Origin of the sequence: Shewanella surugensis, from assembly GCF_023284005.1 — a bacterium.
GTDB lineage: Bacteria > Pseudomonadota > Gammaproteobacteria > Enterobacterales > Shewanellaceae > Shewanella > Shewanella surugensis.
Genome location: NZ_JAKIKS010000024.1, coordinates 21837 through 38351, shown reverse-complemented (window position 1 = coordinate 38351; position 16515 = coordinate 21837). Strand labels below are relative to the sequence as shown.

The window sequence follows — 16515 nt, the reverse complement described above, 5'->3', positions numbered from 1 at the left end:
ATTCATTTTAAAGGGAATAACCATTTATCAATCAATGCGCCTTAAATTGAAAAGCCTGAGAGGCTCTGAATTGAGCATCTATATACTGGAATTGGTATAAGCATAGTGAATGATTAATGGGTATAACAGAAAGACTAAGCTGATAATTGATATTTTTCTCTCATATCATTCACTAAACGTTGGCGAGTACTTCTTTCTCTTTCATGAGGGGCAAATAACGCGCTCGCATCATCTAATAAGTTAACCGCTCTGGTGAGCTGTACCGTTTGCGGTACTGTTAATGTGCCCAGCAAAGAAAGTTCATTAATTTCAATAATAGCAAACTCTTTTGCAGCTATATCTTCTGGCAAGCCTGAAAGCGTACATAAACCATATGTACCGTCTAAAAAATGTATCCACTCTTGCTCGATATGCTGATGTAACCCTGAATTAATTTTTGGTGAGTTTGATGTGTGACCTAACCCTTTAAGTTTATTAATTGTCTGAGTGTAACGCACCATAAAAACAGCATAGACCTCATCTTTATGGTTCATATCAGGATCCATCACACTTGAAGCAAATAATGCTCCCACCAACTTCAACCAAGACACATAGCCCGTCGCATAAAAACGCAAATGTTGAGTATCATCCTTGGAACCAAAAAATGAATCGCAGTGTAACGTCACATTTAATCGGTAAGACGCCTTGGGCATTATCCCCAGCGACTGATAATGCTCAAGTGTCTCAAAAGTTATATTCGCTTCTTTTAATATGGCTTGTTCAGATAAAAAGTGCGTGTTGAGATAATTAAGTAATTCCATTTTATTATTCCAATCAGAACTTGAGTGAAGCTTATCTTTAAAATTAAATGATGCCCTTAAGGATACTATAGGGACATGTCATAACAGTATTTAAAGGTAAGCACTATACTCATCATATCCAATTCAATGTCAAAACAAAAATGATGATAAGCGAATCTTACATTAAAACTGCACATTACGACTTATTTGCACTCACATGCAAACAAAACTGGCATACCTTACTGGTTTTTTACATGGCTGTGGTGATTCACATTTAAATTATTTTGATTTCGCCCATTCGGCTCAACTCAAAAATTATGACATATTCATTCCTGATTTAATTGACCATGGAAAAAGTAGCGGCTTAAGAGCAGGCACATTTTCATTTGAGGTTGGCACACAAAGACTCATAAAACAAACCCAAGAGATTGATAATACTTATTATAATACCTTTATCGTTGCTCACTCAACAAGGTGGCATTTATGCCAACTATTTAGCGACAAGCGAAATTACTCATCTCATCAAAGGCATCTATGCCATAGAAATGACAGTCACTCAACATGGTGTATTTATGTCTAATGAAGTGGTTCAGTACATTAACCAAGGCAAGGATATCAATCCATGGTATACCGATTTCTGTCAACGAGTTGATATTGCTTAATGCAGGCCTCAGCTCCGACCCTTGACATCATTGCCTTATAAGTCTCAATCATCGCGCCACGCTTGAGATCTGACTCAGTAAAATAATAAGTAAGAGACTGTTGGATCACACTATCCAAACCTTATTCATAAATTCGCTTTTGTGATACCTTCATTGCTGCTATCGTTTGATTTGACGTAGTACCGTCTGTCGTACTTATCAGTCCTAATCCCAATACCCTTTCTTTCTTTGGCAATTCTAGCAAGCTTCATTGCAACCCAGCCACCTAAAGAAAAACCAATAACAACAAACCTATCGGGTGCATCCATTAAAATAGTACGAGCAAGATCGGCAACACCCTCCCCCTTTAATACGGCAGCATAATGCAGCTGTACCTTTAGTAACATATCATTCGCCACCCCTTCCCACATAAGTGGATCACCACCAAGCCCTGGAATAAACAACACATTTAACGTCATCATTTTCTCCTAAACATAAACAGCATAAATGGGTATAAAAAACCTTTAGACTATTTCAATGCACTTCTCAATTTATCTTCAACATAATTCAAGAATGATTGCGTTTTAAACGGCAATGTTTTCAATTTGGGATAATACGCATAAATCGTCCAAGCCCGAGAATGGTGCTCGGGTAACACAGGCACTAAGGCACCTTCAAGTTCATCATTAAACGCCAAGGGACTGGTGAAAACGATCCCTAACCCTGCCACAGCGGCTTTCACTAAGGTACTACTATTATCAGACATAAAATTGCCTGTAACTTGAATTGAACCACCCTTTTCAAACTCCCAAGCATGGGGGCTGTCACTCCCTGTACTCATTAAACAGTTATGAGTCGACAAATCTTCCAGTGTTTTTGGTGTCCCATTTTTCAGTAAGTAATCCGGTGAAGCAAACATCTTCAAATAGGCCTGACCAATCACATGGTGATCCATATTCACAGAGAAAAAGTCTGGCGATTTATGGCTAAAATAAAGGTCAAGGTGATCAACATTATGCAAAAGTGGGTAAGTTAACGTCCTAACATTAATCTTAAGCTCTGGATAAAGTGCTAAAAGAGAAGGTAATAATGGTGCAATATACAAATTACTGAAAATAACAGAAATACCTATCGTTAATATCCCACGGGGCTCATTACTTTGACTACGCACTTTTTCTTTAAGATCTTCCCAATCATTGAGTAATAACTTAGCTTGTTCATAAAAATATTCCCCCTCCACCGTTAAATCAAGCTTACGAGTGGTACGTTGCAAGAGTTGAACACCTAATTGCTCTTCTAACCAATTAATATGCTTACTCAGGGAAGAACTTGAGGTATACAGGTTAGTCGCCGCTTTAGTAAAACTCTGATCCTCAACTATTTGAATGAAACTCTGCCCACACTTATGCCAGTCCATACTGATTTACCCCCTTATTGATTCGAATCTCTATCGCTTTAAACGCCAGCGACTCATTCTACTTTTTCATGCATCCCATGGTACTATTTAGTCCTGCTGGGACGTAATGTTTTTCGATATTGCCATATTATCAACTGGAGGGAAATAAATTATAATATATGGGTTATCGAATAGCGAATATAGCGCTCTCTTATCAGCACTCCCTAAGCGCATTCTTTAGGCATCTTGAGTAAGAAGCTCTCTAATAACATTCCCCCATGAGAAGTTCTTCAGTTAATGCTTGTTAATAAAAAGCACGCTAATCAATATTCTCCAATAATAAAAGGTGATATACAGTGGATCAGACTTATCGAAACCCTAATTTTGTACTGGTAATATTAGGCGTTGTCGCATCACAACTTGCCGTGAGCCTCTACTTACCTTCTTTACCGGCCATTCTCGACGAATGGCAGCTGACGGTGGGAGAAACCCAATTAACCTTAAGTTTATTCTTTTTAACGTTTGGTCTTTCTCAATTATTTTATGGTGCGTTATCAGATCATGTCGGTCGAAAACCTTTACTCCTACTCAGTATCACTATTCTGACCTGCGGCAGTATTCTCGCCGTGTACGCCAATAGCTTTGAACTACTCCTTTTTGCCAGATTACTTCAAGGGCTCGGTGGCGGTGGGCTCTCGGTGCTTGGACGGGCGATATTAAGGGATCTCTTTCAAGGTCAAGCATTACGAAAAGCCATCAATATGCTCGCCATCGCCGCTTCTTTTACGCCCGTGATTGCACCGACTCTTGGAGGGTATATGCAAGACAGCTTCGATTGGCGCAGTAATTTCATCATATTGACCCTATACAGTGGTGTATTATTATTGATTATTTTCTTTAAAATGGCTGAAACCAATAAGGATGTATCTAGCGAAAACCGTCATCACACGAAAGAGCAAAAATCATCGCTAACATTCACTAACATTCTTGCTGATTATCAGTTAGTACTGAAAAACAACACCTTTATTTGTTACGCTAGCGCCACACTCATCGGCTATCTCGCGATGATTTTATGCCTAGAGAATACCCCGTTCTTATTGACAACAAAATTTGGCTTTAACGCCAAAGAAGTCGGCTATTTAATGTTGGCGCAACCCAGTTTTTTTCTGCTCGGTAATCTAATACAAAACAAACTGCCCGCATCCGTAACCAACAATCAGTTAATCCAAGTCGGCATGATCATTTTAGCCTTGGTAGGCGTCTCTTTTCTCTTACAAAACGGGTTACACATCACCTCACTCACTGCCATATTAATCACCTTAGCCTTTAACGGACTGGCAGTATCACTCATTTTTGTGAATGCGATGGCAGGTTCTTTATCCTTATTTTCGCATCAATCTGGTGCCGCCGCTGCGCTTTCAGGCATGTTTCAAATGGTAGGTACCGCCCTCATTACCGCCACGATGGCTCAATTGCATTGGTCTTCATTACTGTCTCTGGGCTGGATTTATTTATCACTATTTGCCGCCCTCTATCTTTTAGTCAGGCGTTTATCATACCTGCAACAAATCCGTTTAACGCAAGATCCAGTGAGCAATATCGCGACTCAATAAACAATAAAACCGGCGATGGAATCACACCACACTGATAGCTCTGAGATAACAACATAACAGTAAGGTGTGTATTCCATCGCGTTCAATTAGCACCAAAACACCATGGGTATAACATCCCAATAAAGCAAAGCCACATACCATTGCAGCGACATCAGCAAGACTAAGGCATCTCACCTTCAGTGATTAAGCGGCCCCATCGCCAGTACCTGTTTTGTCACGAGCCCACATGCATTTTCTGTGGACTCCTTGCGCACAACACCGTCCTTATTACCAATAAATATTTGATAATGATTATCATATTAAATTGTTTTTTTCGTTAGCGATCAATATTATCATAGCGACAATATTAATCACGAACGTTCATATTCAGTTTGTACTCAATTTGTACTTGGAGAGTAAAATGACGCATTCGATAGTTGCTGATCTCAATAACCGCTACACCACTAAACGATACGATCCATCAAAACGCGTCTCGACAGAAGAGATGCTGGTCATTTATGAGGCCATGAGGCTGTCGGCTTCATCCATTAACTCTCAACCGTGGAAGTTTATCGTTATTGAAAGTGAGCAAGCCAAACAACGTATGCATGACTCTTTCATTAAAAAATTCCAATTTAACCAACCCCATATAAAATCCTGTTCACATGTCATTTTGTTTGCTTATAATCCCCAATATACCCGTGAGGATTATGCAAAAGTGGTCGATAAAAGCATTATTGACCGTCGTGTAAAATCAGAAAATCGAGAACAAGCCTTTGGCGGTTTTGCTTTTGTTGATCTCAATACGGATGAAAAAGGCAGCAATGCGGCATGGACGAAAGCACAGACATACTTGGCGCTAGGAAACACCTTGCATGTATTAGCCCGCTTAGGGATCGATTCAACCACAATGGAAGGCGTTGATAGTGAGATGATCAGTGAAATTTTCGCATCAGAACTTAATGGTTATCAATGCGATGTTGCACTAGCCATAGGATATCACCACCCAGATGAAGACTATAATGCTAATCTACCAAAATCACGTTTAGCGAAAGAAGATATTTTCCAAATTATTTAGTGGATTAGAACAACATAAAAGCATAAGATCTGAATGTCGTTGCTTTTATGTTGCGTTAAAATATATTTTAGGTGCCAAAAAAGAGAAATGATTAATTTTACCAATTTAATGTTATGTGGTACTTCAAGTATGCATACGATTATATCAGTGTACATTAACCAGTAATATTTGAGGGTATAAGGTTGCCTAATTCATTCCTCTCCTCTGTAAAAGACCTAAAAGCGACTAAGGATCGGGTTAATATATATGTTACACTGACTCTGTTATATCTGCTATTGGACAACCTAAAATGACCTCTACTGTAGAACAGATCTTAGATAGCGCCGAAAGCCAAATCCGGATTGGTGGCTATAATAGTTTTAGCGTTAATGACATTGCGACAGCAATAAACATAAAAAACAGTAATATTCAGCAACACTTTCCCGAAAAAGCCGATCTAGCTTTTGCCGTTGTCTTCCGATACCGCAATCAAGTTAACCAAGCTCTGGAGCAGATCGAGCGCGACTATACCAACATAGAAGAGCGCTTATATCACTACGCTAGCTTTTTTGAAAGGGCCATCATTCTTGATAATAAAATATGCCCATGTACCATGTTAGGTGCAGAAATAGATGTACTACCAAGCGAAATACAAACCGAAGTAAAACAATTTTTCCTTGATAATATCAGCTGGCTATCTAAGGCCATTTTTTCAGGTAAAAAAGATGCGACATTAAGATCACAACAGCTTATCGCCAGCCTCGATGGTGCAGCTCTATTATCAAAACTATTAGGCGATCCGGGGATCATCACTCAATTAATCGCCCGTTTTATTAAAGATAGCCATAGATAACATATAACGGACCCGCCCACTTAATTTGAGCCACCTCTCTAAACCCACTCCACATTATACTGCCTTCACTTCAGGTTTCCATCCGCCTTTAAAATGCAAAGTTGGTCGAGTTTTATCTGTTCTTGATACTTAAAAAGGTCTATTTTTACTTTTTCTAACTGCTGGGACATAATGAGCAGAAGAACCTACATTAATTTTCTTCTTATCTTTAACACATTTCGCCAGTCCCAACAGATCCACCCATTCCATGGCCCCTGGGATTTATATATTAGCTGGACGTAGGAGCTTGGGCGCAGGCCACCCGCCATGCCTATTGGGTCGGGGGTTAAATATTGACACGAATCAGGATCATAATAACGATGCCTATTAACTCTTTACCCAACGGATGAATCAGTCTCACTATCAAATACTTGCTCCTGACTCTTCATCAACAAGAAGGCAAGTCACAGACAACGGGATCGTTTGCTGCTTGTTCGAGGTATTGCCTATCGGGTTTATTGCTTTGAGATAGGCTATTGAAGTCCCCCCATAATGTTTGCTGCCCACGCCATTAGGCTCTTTATGAAAGAAAGGGACCCTCCTCAGAACAAAGTTCTCTTGGCCATGCAGTAAACAAGAGTTAGCATGATCGTTAATCACATAATGAAGTTGAGCGGGTAAACTCGTTTGGCTTTCACTGGTTTCTTTAAGCACGCGCTGTGCTATCGGCCTGATTCCTCATAAGAAGCGCACTGTTGCTCGACCAAGTTGTCGCCATCCCACAAGTAATGGATCTGGAAAATTATAGATAAGAAAAAAGGGCTAAAAGCCCTTTTGGTAAAACAAAAATCACTTAAATGATTGAGCTAGAATATTTTCTATAGCTTTATTCCCAGCACTTAATACCTTAGGGAATAAAGAATATTCTGACGAAGAAAGTGTTCTCAAAAATACATCCCCTTCGTAAAGGCTACCACCAATATTATGTACTATCATTTCTTTATAAGAACTTTGAAGATCAACATGACCTATTTTAGACCAAACGTTTTTCTTAATATTTTTTATATCTCCATATAGCACCGAAACATCACCCGAAAACATTTTTATCTTCAAGTAATCACCAACTGTTATTTTCTCAATGTCAAAAGAACCTTCTATATATAATTCATTAAATATACAAAAACCAAAAACATTCTTCATTTGTGATGAAATCCAAACAATATGAGCCAATGCATTTCTCCCTGCTAAGGGTATCACTATTAAATCACCTAATTCTGCTTTCATAAACGGTTCCTAGCTTAAAGAGCATTAAATTCCAAGTTTTGCTGTTGTCTCTGAGAAAATTAAATTTGCATGTGACTCCGACTCCCCTGCTATTATATATTTAGGTGCATTAGGATTGGAAGGGCTATAAGAGCGAATTTTGTTTAACATTTCAGTTTCAGGGTCGGTTGATTTTGCACCACCTAATTTATCTAACAAACGTTGTTCTAGATGTTTAGCTTCAGCTTTAGTTAAATTGTTATTATGCACTACTTCTTGCACTAAATGGCCTTTGTCATCTGATGCTGAATGCGCAACTGCTCTTGCTGGTGCATCGACTCGACCAACATATTTTATTTCATTCGTCATAGGGTCTCGTAAAACATATAATCCTTGACCATTAACTTGATCATAATTAGCACCTGTACCACCAGGCTTACGACTCGCTGTACACTCCGCCAGTCCCAGCGGATCCACCCATTCCATGGCCCATGGGATTTATATATTAGCTGGACGTAGGAGCTTGGACGCAGACCACCCGCCATACCAATAGGGTCTGGGGTTAAATATTGACACGAATCAGGATCGTAATAACGATGCCTATTAACTCTTTACCCAAAGAATGGCCCTGTTTCACTATCAAACACTTGTCCTTGACTCTTCATCAACAAGAAGGCAAGTTACAGACAACGGGATCATTGGCGGCTTGTTCTAAGTACTGGGGCTGATTTTTTGTAAAAGAGCGTAGCCACGTTCAAAGTAGAAGTGCCATTAATGAAGGGTGTCTATGAATTAGACTATCGCAATTTATGTTGATCCGGCTATACAAAGCCAAAGCAACAGTTGCTTTGGCTTTGGAAATTAAGAATAATTATGGATGGTTTAATTATTTTCAAATAAATTAGTTACACCTAATGTATTTAAGGTTCATATATTGTTTTTTTATAATCTTTTGATGGTGGCTGTAATTCAGGATATAATACTTCTTTCGATACATCCCAATTAATACCTGTCATAAAATATCTTGATATTCTATCTTTAATTTTATCAGGTTTTCCATTCATGCCTAAACTTTCATAAGAGTATAGTATATCCTTATGTTCTACAGGATCTAAATTTTCTATCAAGATTCTTTCATTATTAGAGTTATATGGATTATCATATTCAATCAGATTAAATCCAAACAACCCTGTATGTCTCAAGCTTTGTGTATAACTTAATCCCAATAATATCCTATTTCTACTATTAACAATAATCTCGTTTGTTACATTTCGACTAAATAACTTCAATAACCGGTGTGATGCAACCACTATACAAAATAAAACTTCAACTTCATTTAAGTCAATATTATCCCATACATCTTCTTCTCTTAAAATATTAAAAACCTCCATTTGGCAGTCATCCCTTAATTGTGCCAAGGTATAACCTTCCCCTTCAACATGAATTGAAAAAACTGCGCCATTCATTAATTCTTTTTTCTTTATTTTAGGCATTTTTTGGGTTTCCTGTGATCATCGGCTGCTGCTAAGTAAATATCTCGTCGAGCATTATTAGGTCCCACTGGGTTTTGCTTATTAGCAGTATTTTCTAATCCACCTAAATCTTCAAATGTCCGCTGCTCTAAGCCTCTAGCGGTATCTTTACCAGCCTGCGCACTTCCGACATAAAAAGGTTGAGGGTCTATATCAAAATCATCAAAATTATTACCATAACGATATTTTAATACATCTTGCTCACTTTTGTTTAGCCCAGGCATACTAGCATATCCAACATAGGGCTTACCATTTTTAACACCTTGATATGTAATATGTGTTGCTTTAGCCGGATCACACACCAAACCCAGCGGATCCACCCATTCCATGGGGTTGTGGACATAGGAGCTAGGTCTTAATCCACCTGCCATACCAATAGGATCGGGGGTTAAATACTGACAGCTGTCAGGATCATAATATCTATATCTGTTATAGTAAAGATTAGTCTCACTATCATATACTTGTCCCTGATATCTTAAGTCACAGATAACGGGATCATTGGCCGCCTCCTCCAGAAATTGCCTATCAGGTTTATTGCTTTGAGATAGGCTATTGAAGTCTCCCCATAATGTTTGCTTACCACGCCACTCTACATGCCCCTCTTCAGAGCAAAGTTCTCTAGGTGAGCCTGCATGGTCGTTAATAATGTAGTGTAATTGAGGGGCTAATTCAGCTTGGTTCTCATTGGTTTCCTTCTGTACTCTTTGGGCTAATGGACGGAAACTCTCGGGTTCGTACATCCATTGGGTGGTGTCGTACAAACTTCCGTCGGCATAGCAGCGTTGCTGTTCTACTAAATTATCACCGTCCCAAAGGTAATTTATTTGTGAAGGTTTATTGGCTCGCTCTTCTCCAGTTTGCTTAGCCTGCTTAATTTTGGCTATACGCCTACCAAAGGCATCATATTGGTAGAACCAAGTGTCACCGTTAGGGACTGTTGCCCTGATCAGCCTGTCTTCTTCGTTCCATTCAAATTTTGTGACTTGGGGCCTAAAGCCTTTCTTATTGGTGATTTTTTCAAACACACGGCCACAGAGGTCATAGTGATAGGTGTAATCACCAATGCGCTCGACGCGACCCCCTTTTTGGTATTTAAGTTGTTTCTCGAGGCGTTTAGCGGCGAGATCGACGACCTTGTTATTTGGGGTAGAAGCAGATCGACTCCCCAGCACATTCACTTCTACGAGGTTTTGCGCTTCATCATAATCAAACTGTTTGATGCTGGCCTTAGCGTCTGTCCACGGCTGCACCTGTTTTTGATGAGTAATTTGGCCATTGGCGTTGTGTTTAAACTGACTCTTACCCCAGTGGGATTCGTCAATTTCGGTGATCCGCGCTAACGCATCATACTGATAGCTGCGTTGCAGGGCTTGAAAGGAGTCGGGCTTGATGGGGCCTTTTGCATCGCTGCCGCTGCTTAATCCCAGATTAGACATTAAACCCGCATTTTCTGAATGCTGAGAGTGCTGATAGCCGAGTAATTGCTGGCTGAGTAAGTCGCCGCCTAGGCTCCATTCTTGGGCTAAGTCAAAGCCTTGGCCGTTGGAGCGGAACGTCTCAAAACCTTGATTATTTCGCTCAAATTGCAACGCTTGATGTTCGGCAATTTGTACGCCGCTAAGTAGTCCTTGCTGGTAATTGAGTTGGACTTGGTATGGGCTTGCATTCTTTAAGGGCCGCTCAGGGCTGCCGCTGTTAATTTCAATGCGTTCACCACTGGCGTCGTATGCACTACTCAGCGTTTGACCGTTGATGGTCTCCTTAATACGGCGGCCACTTAAGTCATATTCATACTCGACGATGACTTTGTTACCCGCTGTAGCACCTTGACCTGCCGCTGCGCTTTGCCCCGCCGCTGCGCTGTTATCAATAGTCCCGTCACTGGAATGAATTTGCTTACGGCGACTATCATCCACTGTCGCTTTGATCAGCTGGGACGCGGCGTCGTATTCAAAATAGGTATTCGAGGCGACAATATAGCGCGGCTTGTCCACTGACATCGTCTCTTTGTTACCCGCTAACGGCTTCGCTAAAGCAAAGGCTTGCTTTTGGATCAGCCTGCCAAGCGGGTCGTAATAAAAACGCAGCTGAGCACCATCGGGTGTGGTCCGTTTGCTAACACGCCCTAATGCGTCATAGTCAAATTGCGTCTTGCGGCCATCAAAATGCCGCTCTTCAATAATCTGCCCCGCTTGATTGTAATGATAACGCCATTGGTGACGCTGACTGTTTATCACCCCCGAAAATTGCCCCTCAGCGTTGTACATATATTGGGTACGGTGCCCTAAAGGATCGGTACTCACTCTTAAGTTATCAAAAGAGCCATATTCATAACCATAGACTTGGCCGAGGGGATCGATAACCTTGGTGAGATTTCCCTCAATATCATAGCCAAAGCGTTGCTGACTGCCGTCTTCAAACACCACATGACTCGGGCTGGGCGAGGTTTTTTCATAATGCCAACGACGGACTAACTCCTGACTAGGAACAGCTGAGGGCTCTCGACCAGCTGAGGGCTCATTCTCTTTATTAAAAACAGTTGAGGACTCTCGATCAGCTGAGGGCTCTGTTATAAACGTACGGCGATCGGTGAGGCGGCCAAGTTCATCATAATGAAAGCTAATTTTATGCCCTAATGGCGGTAAGATCTCATTGAGCTGGCCTTGCTCGTTGTAACTAAACTGCGTTTGTAGGCCATCAGGACGAGTACGCCCAATTAATAACCCTTGTCGATTGTATTCATAGTGCCAAGTGACGCCTAAGGGATCCTGCGCCTTGAGTAAATTACCGCGCTTATCGTATGCATATTGCCAAGCCGCGCCTAAAGGATTAATCACGCTGGTCAGTAAGCCGTCTTCATCAAACGTATACTGCTGCTCACTGCCATCGGGGGCGATGATACTGCTGACTTGCCCCCAGTCATCATAAGCATATTCGGTGCTCTCACCCAGTGCATTGGTTTCACTGACAAGCTGATTGTCTTGCCACTGGGATAACGTGGTATGCCCATTAGCATCGATGTGTTTAACGATATTATTGCGATCATCACGGTAATAACACTGAACGCCTTTATGCGGACTCTTATAAAAAACAACGTTATTGTCATCATCATAGCGAGTTTGGTCTTGCCAGCGACCATCACTGGCGCGGGTGCTTAAGGCGCGCCCCTTGTCATCATAAGTATGCTCAACCCAAGTATTGCCTAAGTCGGACCAGCGTAATAAGTTGTCTTTATTATCATATTCATAATCAAAATTATGCCCCGCATCCCCTCTGACTTTCACCAACTGGCCTGCGCGGTTATAGCTAAAGATCGCCAAGGGTTTCAGTGGCTGTTGCTGCTCATCACATAAGGTAAGCGATTGCATGCGCCCGAAGCGTAGCTCCACCTTGACCCGCTGCTTGTCGTCACTGAGAATGATCCACTTAAGCCGAGTGCGCTCATACAGAAAATGCAGTCCATTGCCTTGATGGTCAAGTATATCGGTGAGCAATAATTGACTTTTCCCTGAGGTGTCAGTGTCTTTATTGCCCGCTGCTGACTGCGTAAAGCCGCTATGGTTAAAACCATAGTAAGTGCCATCGAGGTGGCGCATATACAAACAGCCTTTTTTGCGCTCAAGGCGCCACTGTGGCATATGGGCGGCGCGCTCACTGCCGCCCTCATCGGGTAAAACGTAATGGGCTTCGCTGCCTTTATCATTGGTAAAAATGGCCATGCCATCTTCAACAGTGAGGCTCATGTCCCAGTAGCTACGCCACGTATGGCCCAGTAAACCGGGAATTTTGTCTTGGCCAGAATGGTAAAAGCGTTTATGGATCAGTGGCACTAATCCTTGCAGGCTAAAGTCGGTACGCCACTCGACCACGTTCCCCGTGGCCATATCAACCGGATCACTGGCACACTCTGTGGCCTTGTCGGTTTTTTTATTGGCATTGTTGCTCTTACTTTTATCTTCGTTGAGTAATGTTTCCTGCTTGTTTTTGGCTATCTTATCTTTACCCGCATTAACAGGCGCGAGTGGATCTTTGGTGCCTTTAGGTCTCGGGGTACCAGAGAGTTTAGTGAAAACCTTGCCGATGAACTCATCAACCTTTTTAGCAATCCAATCCAGCATTTCATCGACTTTCTTAGACAACATTTCCATGGCTTTTATCATGCCATCGAAGCCATCTTTGAGCAGTTTGACAATCCAATTACTCTTAGCCGCATTATTGAGCGCTTTCTTCAGCCCCGCAATGATTTGATTGAGTAAATCGAGGGCTTTCTTGCCGTATTCTTTTATTTTGCTGGCAAAATTGCCGAGAAATTTAACCACATTACCATTTGAGAGACTGCGCAGCATTTTAATGCCCGCTTGAATGGACTTAGCATCACTTTTCTTCAGCGCCTCAATCACCACATGGCCGGTTTTTTTAAGCGCATCACCAAGGCCTGGCACAAAACCCACCAGTGCCAAGGTGCCCATCGCCCAATGCAGCGGATCGCTGCGACTGTTCTCTTCGCTATAAGTCACCCATCCCCACTGCCCAACATCATACAAATCCATGGCTTGACCCACCACAGGCACAAAACCCAGCGCAATTTCACAAAAGAGTAAAATGGAGGCGCTATCGTTGGCATCACTGCTCACCTCGGCGGGTAAACTGGTATGAATTTTATTAACAGCCAACCTTAATTCACGCGAGCCAGCATTGATGTGTTTATTCAGTTCCCAGAAACGTTGATATGCTGGTTCATAGTCATCGGGAATATTTAAAAACAGACTGCTGTCATCCACATCGACGTTTGAATCGTTGCTGTCATCGGCATCATAAACCAGATAACCTTTGTCTCTTAAAATCACAAACAAACTAAAATACTCGCCCGCTATCGCCGCGTATTCAGGGTTAGTTTGCAGTACGGGATTATTAATTTGGGTCTCGGGCGCTTTAAACTCATCACTGCCCTCTTCGAGCGTTAAATCAAAGCTGCCACAGCCCATGTCTTCGATTAAACACAGGCCCTTATCATCGGTCTTACCTGTGACTTTAGTGTTGTTACTGTCAGTGAGTTCAAACGGGGCGTTGGGAACCGGTTTACCATCGTCATAATGATAATAAATCAGCGCACTGCAACCACAAACAGTACACCCTCCGGATAAGGTATTATTGGTGCTGAAGTTTTTTTTTGCGGCCTCTGAGCTTGAAATGAGCTCGGCTTTTTTATTTTGGTTACTGCTTTGACTGTTACTTGGCTGAGTGTTGTTGCTTTGATTATTATTATCACTGTCCATAATGACGCGTTTCCTTTCGATACAAGTGGTCCATTTTTCTATCACCGTTTTCGTTTACGGTGTTTCGCTAGCCTAATTGCGCCATAGCCGCTTCGTGTAACTTATCCATTTTGCCATCACTGCCCGATGTCTCTTTCTTTTTTAACACCTTCAGCGCCCATGGCTCATTAACAAAGCGATCGCCAAAAATGACCGCTAAACTTAAAAAACGCACCTTATCTTGAGCATTATTAAAGCCATGCGATTGAGCCAGCGTGGTGTGCTGCTCGATAAAACGGAGGATTTTATCGTCACTCCAAACAAGGCTATCTTTATGGTGCTGATGTAAATACTCACGACTGTCTTTATGCTGCTCAAGCTTAGCCATGTTATCTAAAGCCCATTGCTGAGGCTGACTCAAGCTTCGAGACGAGGGGTCCTCATCAACAACCGTCTGCTTATTTATCACTTGCATGGCTTGCCATTGCACTAATGCCACATTAGCAGCCACATTATCCGCTTCTTCATTAGGTTCTTCTGGCTCAGCGTTCACATCGGCCTCTGGCGCAATAAACATAAATTGCTCAATGTGACCAAACAAGGCTGACAATTCTTGTGCTTGACTCGCCTGCACTAAGGTCGACAAAACAGACCAATCAGATAGACGTAACACTTGCTGGCCATCCGTCGTCTCTATCAAGGTCCACTGCCGTAAGTGCGTAAGTAAAAGACTAAACTGCTGCGTAGGGGTGAAATAGGCCATTTTGTCGTCAAGTACAATAGCCACCCCCCAGTTTGCTTGGCTACATATTTCGTCTTCGATTTGTGGCCAATTATCAAGAGTGATCGGCAGTAAATAAGGTGAAATAGAGGCATGAGTGCGACCCGCATCTCCCCAATACAAACGGCACGCCTCCGCACGGCCATCACTGAGATCATCGGCAATACTCAAGATAAGTTCATTGCTCACCGCTTCGGCTAATATAAAACAGCCACCCCGCTTTATGCGCTCTAGCCAATAGTCATTGTTGTGAGTCTTTGCTAACACTTGTGTTACTGCTTGCCTATCCATTTTTTACTCCTTCCATAGCCTACTCACCATGCTTTACTCCCTCCTTTTTACTCATCTATTGGCTTAGGAAGCTCAAATAATATCCGCTATTCGCGCAAACTTAAAACATCATCCATCAAATATTTCAGCCCAACCTTCAACATTACTCAATCTAAGTAAATTGCTCATCCGCATTATTATCTGTGCAATATTTTTTAAATCACTCATAACACAGTTAAATAATCCCTATTAAAAAGATAATCTTTCAATAAAAAAACGAAGCTATAATTGTAACTTACTCTGTAACAATGTGAAAAACATTGGGTTGGCTCCAACTAACTCGTTGATATTTACCAGACACGAACTTATTTTCCCTTAAAAATTGAAAAACCTCAGCGGGAGTCCATTCTTTTCCAGATGAAAAGCATATATTAATCCCCCTCAACTTAGAAAATAACTCACCTTTTTCTGTATTATTAGAAAGTTGAAGATAAAATTCACTCAACGCTTGATCAAAAACAAACCCTAATTTTTTTAAGTCCACGACAATAGTGTCTTTAATAACCTTTACTCTAACTACTTTACTATCTGCTTTAGTAACATATGCTATTAATTCACTCAATTTACTACGATCCATGGTATTCCCTTCCAATATATCTAAGACATAACCCAATTGTGCTCACTAGCTTTAAATACAACAAAATCAGCAGCTTATGTTGATCGTGATTTAATTGGCTCTTTTGTTTGTCTAACTATTTTTATGTTATTTAATATCATCTAAAGCAACTTTTAGAACAGATAAAGCAGCTCTCCAGTCATCATAAGATAGCTGAGTTGGACACATGTCTTTCAACCCTTTGATATCAGTCACAGCACTCAATAAAAATGTTATTTCTGTTCTATAAGGTTTGGTTGATAATTTTTTTTGAGCCTCTATATCTGTAAGTGAAGTCAATTGTGACAACATTCGAATTGTTTTATTTATTCTCTCGGCTTGACGACTCAAACCATCATTTTCTAGTATGTCAGCAACAATCTGACATTTTTTAATGATATTATCTAAAAACATTTACTCATCTCCAAATGCAACTTTTCCTCTAAAGGGGTCAAAACGCTA

At 41.2% G+C, this 16515-nt stretch carries 15 protein-coding genes; 4 read left to right on the top strand and 11 right to left on the bottom strand.

The features are described 5' to 3' along the window. Positions 1 to 134: 134 nt before the first annotated feature. Positions 135 to 800, bottom strand: coding sequence for a DUF6058 family natural product biosynthesis protein (locus L2764_RS08260; protein WP_248939751.1), 666 nt, complete (start codon positions 798 to 800; stop codon positions 135 to 137). Positions 801 to 1207: 407 nt separating this feature from the next. Between L2764_RS08260 and L2764_RS08255 the strand changes: the two genes are divergently transcribed. Then, entirely contained in the window at positions 1208 to 1441 is a 234-nt protein-coding gene (locus tag L2764_RS08255; protein ID WP_248939750.1) for a hypothetical protein, read from the top strand. 125 nt (positions 1442 to 1566) lie between these two features. Here L2764_RS08255 and L2764_RS08250 read toward each other — a convergent pair whose 3' ends face one another. After that, on the bottom strand, positions 1567 to 1902 hold the full coding sequence (locus L2764_RS08250; protein ID WP_248939749.1) for an alpha/beta fold hydrolase: 336 nt from the start codon (positions 1900 to 1902) through the stop codon (positions 1567 to 1569). 47 nt (positions 1903 to 1949) lie between these two features. After that, positions 1950 to 2837, bottom strand: coding sequence for a LysR family transcriptional regulator (locus L2764_RS08245; protein ID WP_248939748.1), 888 nt, complete (start codon positions 2835 to 2837; stop codon positions 1950 to 1952). Between the two features lie 335 nt (positions 2838 to 3172). On the opposite strand from L2764_RS08245, the gene L2764_RS08240 reads away from it, so the two are divergent. The 3 genes from L2764_RS08240 to L2764_RS08230 all read left to right on the top strand — a co-directional run bounded on the left by L2764_RS08240 (position 3173) and on the right by L2764_RS08230 (position 6318). After that, on the top strand, positions 3173 to 4429 hold the full coding sequence (locus L2764_RS08240; RefSeq protein ID WP_248939747.1) for a multidrug effflux MFS transporter: 1257 nt from the start codon (positions 3173 to 3175) through the stop codon (positions 4427 to 4429). Positions 4430 to 4829: 400 nt separating this feature from the next. Then, the gene (locus L2764_RS08235; RefSeq protein ID WP_248939746.1) at positions 4830 to 5486 is read left to right on the top strand and encodes an NAD(P)H-dependent oxidoreductase; all 657 of its coding nucleotides are present in this window, start codon (positions 4830 to 4832) and stop codon (positions 5484 to 5486) included. 289 nt (positions 5487 to 5775) lie between these two features. Next, entirely contained in the window at positions 5776 to 6318 is a 543-nt protein-coding gene (locus tag L2764_RS08230; protein ID WP_248939745.1) for a TetR/AcrR family transcriptional regulator, read from the top strand. Positions 6319 to 6720: 402 nt separating this feature from the next. Here L2764_RS08230 and L2764_RS08225 read toward each other — a convergent pair whose 3' ends face one another. The 8 genes from L2764_RS08225 to L2764_RS08190 form a co-directional block, all read right to left on the bottom strand. Continuing rightward, positions 6721 to 7011, bottom strand: coding sequence for a hypothetical protein (locus L2764_RS08225; RefSeq protein ID WP_248939744.1), 291 nt, complete (start codon positions 7009 to 7011; stop codon positions 6721 to 6723). Positions 7012 to 7146: 135 nt separating this feature from the next. Continuing rightward, the gene (locus L2764_RS08220) at positions 7147 to 7581 is read right to left on the bottom strand and encodes a hypothetical protein (protein WP_248939743.1); all 435 of its coding nucleotides are present in this window, start codon (positions 7579 to 7581) and stop codon (positions 7147 to 7149) included. Positions 7582 to 7605: 24 nt separating this feature from the next. Further along, on the bottom strand, positions 7606 to 8037 hold the full coding sequence (locus tag L2764_RS08215; protein WP_248939742.1) for a GIY-YIG nuclease family protein: 432 nt from the start codon (positions 8035 to 8037) through the stop codon (positions 7606 to 7608). Positions 8038 to 8480: 443 nt separating this feature from the next. Next, positions 8481 to 9053, bottom strand: a complete 573-nt coding sequence (locus tag L2764_RS08210) for a DUF8309 domain-containing protein (protein WP_248939741.1) — start codon at positions 9051 to 9053, stop codon at positions 8481 to 8483. After that, on the bottom strand, positions 9041 to 14368 hold the full coding sequence (locus tag L2764_RS08205) for a DUF6531 domain-containing protein (RefSeq protein WP_248939740.1): 5328 nt from the start codon (positions 14366 to 14368) through the stop codon (positions 9041 to 9043). The genes L2764_RS08210 and L2764_RS08205 overlap by 13 nt, the downstream gene beginning before the upstream one ends. A 67-nt stretch (positions 14369 to 14435) precedes the next feature. Then, complete coding sequence (locus L2764_RS08200) at positions 14436 to 15419, bottom strand: DUF4123 domain-containing protein (protein WP_248939739.1); 984 nt, start codon at positions 15417 to 15419, stop codon at positions 14436 to 14438. A 274-nt stretch (positions 15420 to 15693) separates the two neighbouring features. Next, positions 15694 to 16035 carry a hypothetical protein gene (locus L2764_RS08195; protein ID WP_248939738.1) on the bottom strand — a complete coding sequence of 114 codons (342 nt, stop codon included), beginning with the start codon at positions 16033 to 16035 and terminating at the stop codon, positions 15694 to 15696. Positions 16036 to 16161: 126 nt separating this feature from the next. Further along, the gene (locus tag L2764_RS08190; RefSeq protein ID WP_248939737.1) at positions 16162 to 16467 is read right to left on the bottom strand and encodes a hypothetical protein; all 306 of its coding nucleotides are present in this window, start codon (positions 16465 to 16467) and stop codon (positions 16162 to 16164) included. Positions 16468 to 16515: the final 48 nt, after the last annotated feature.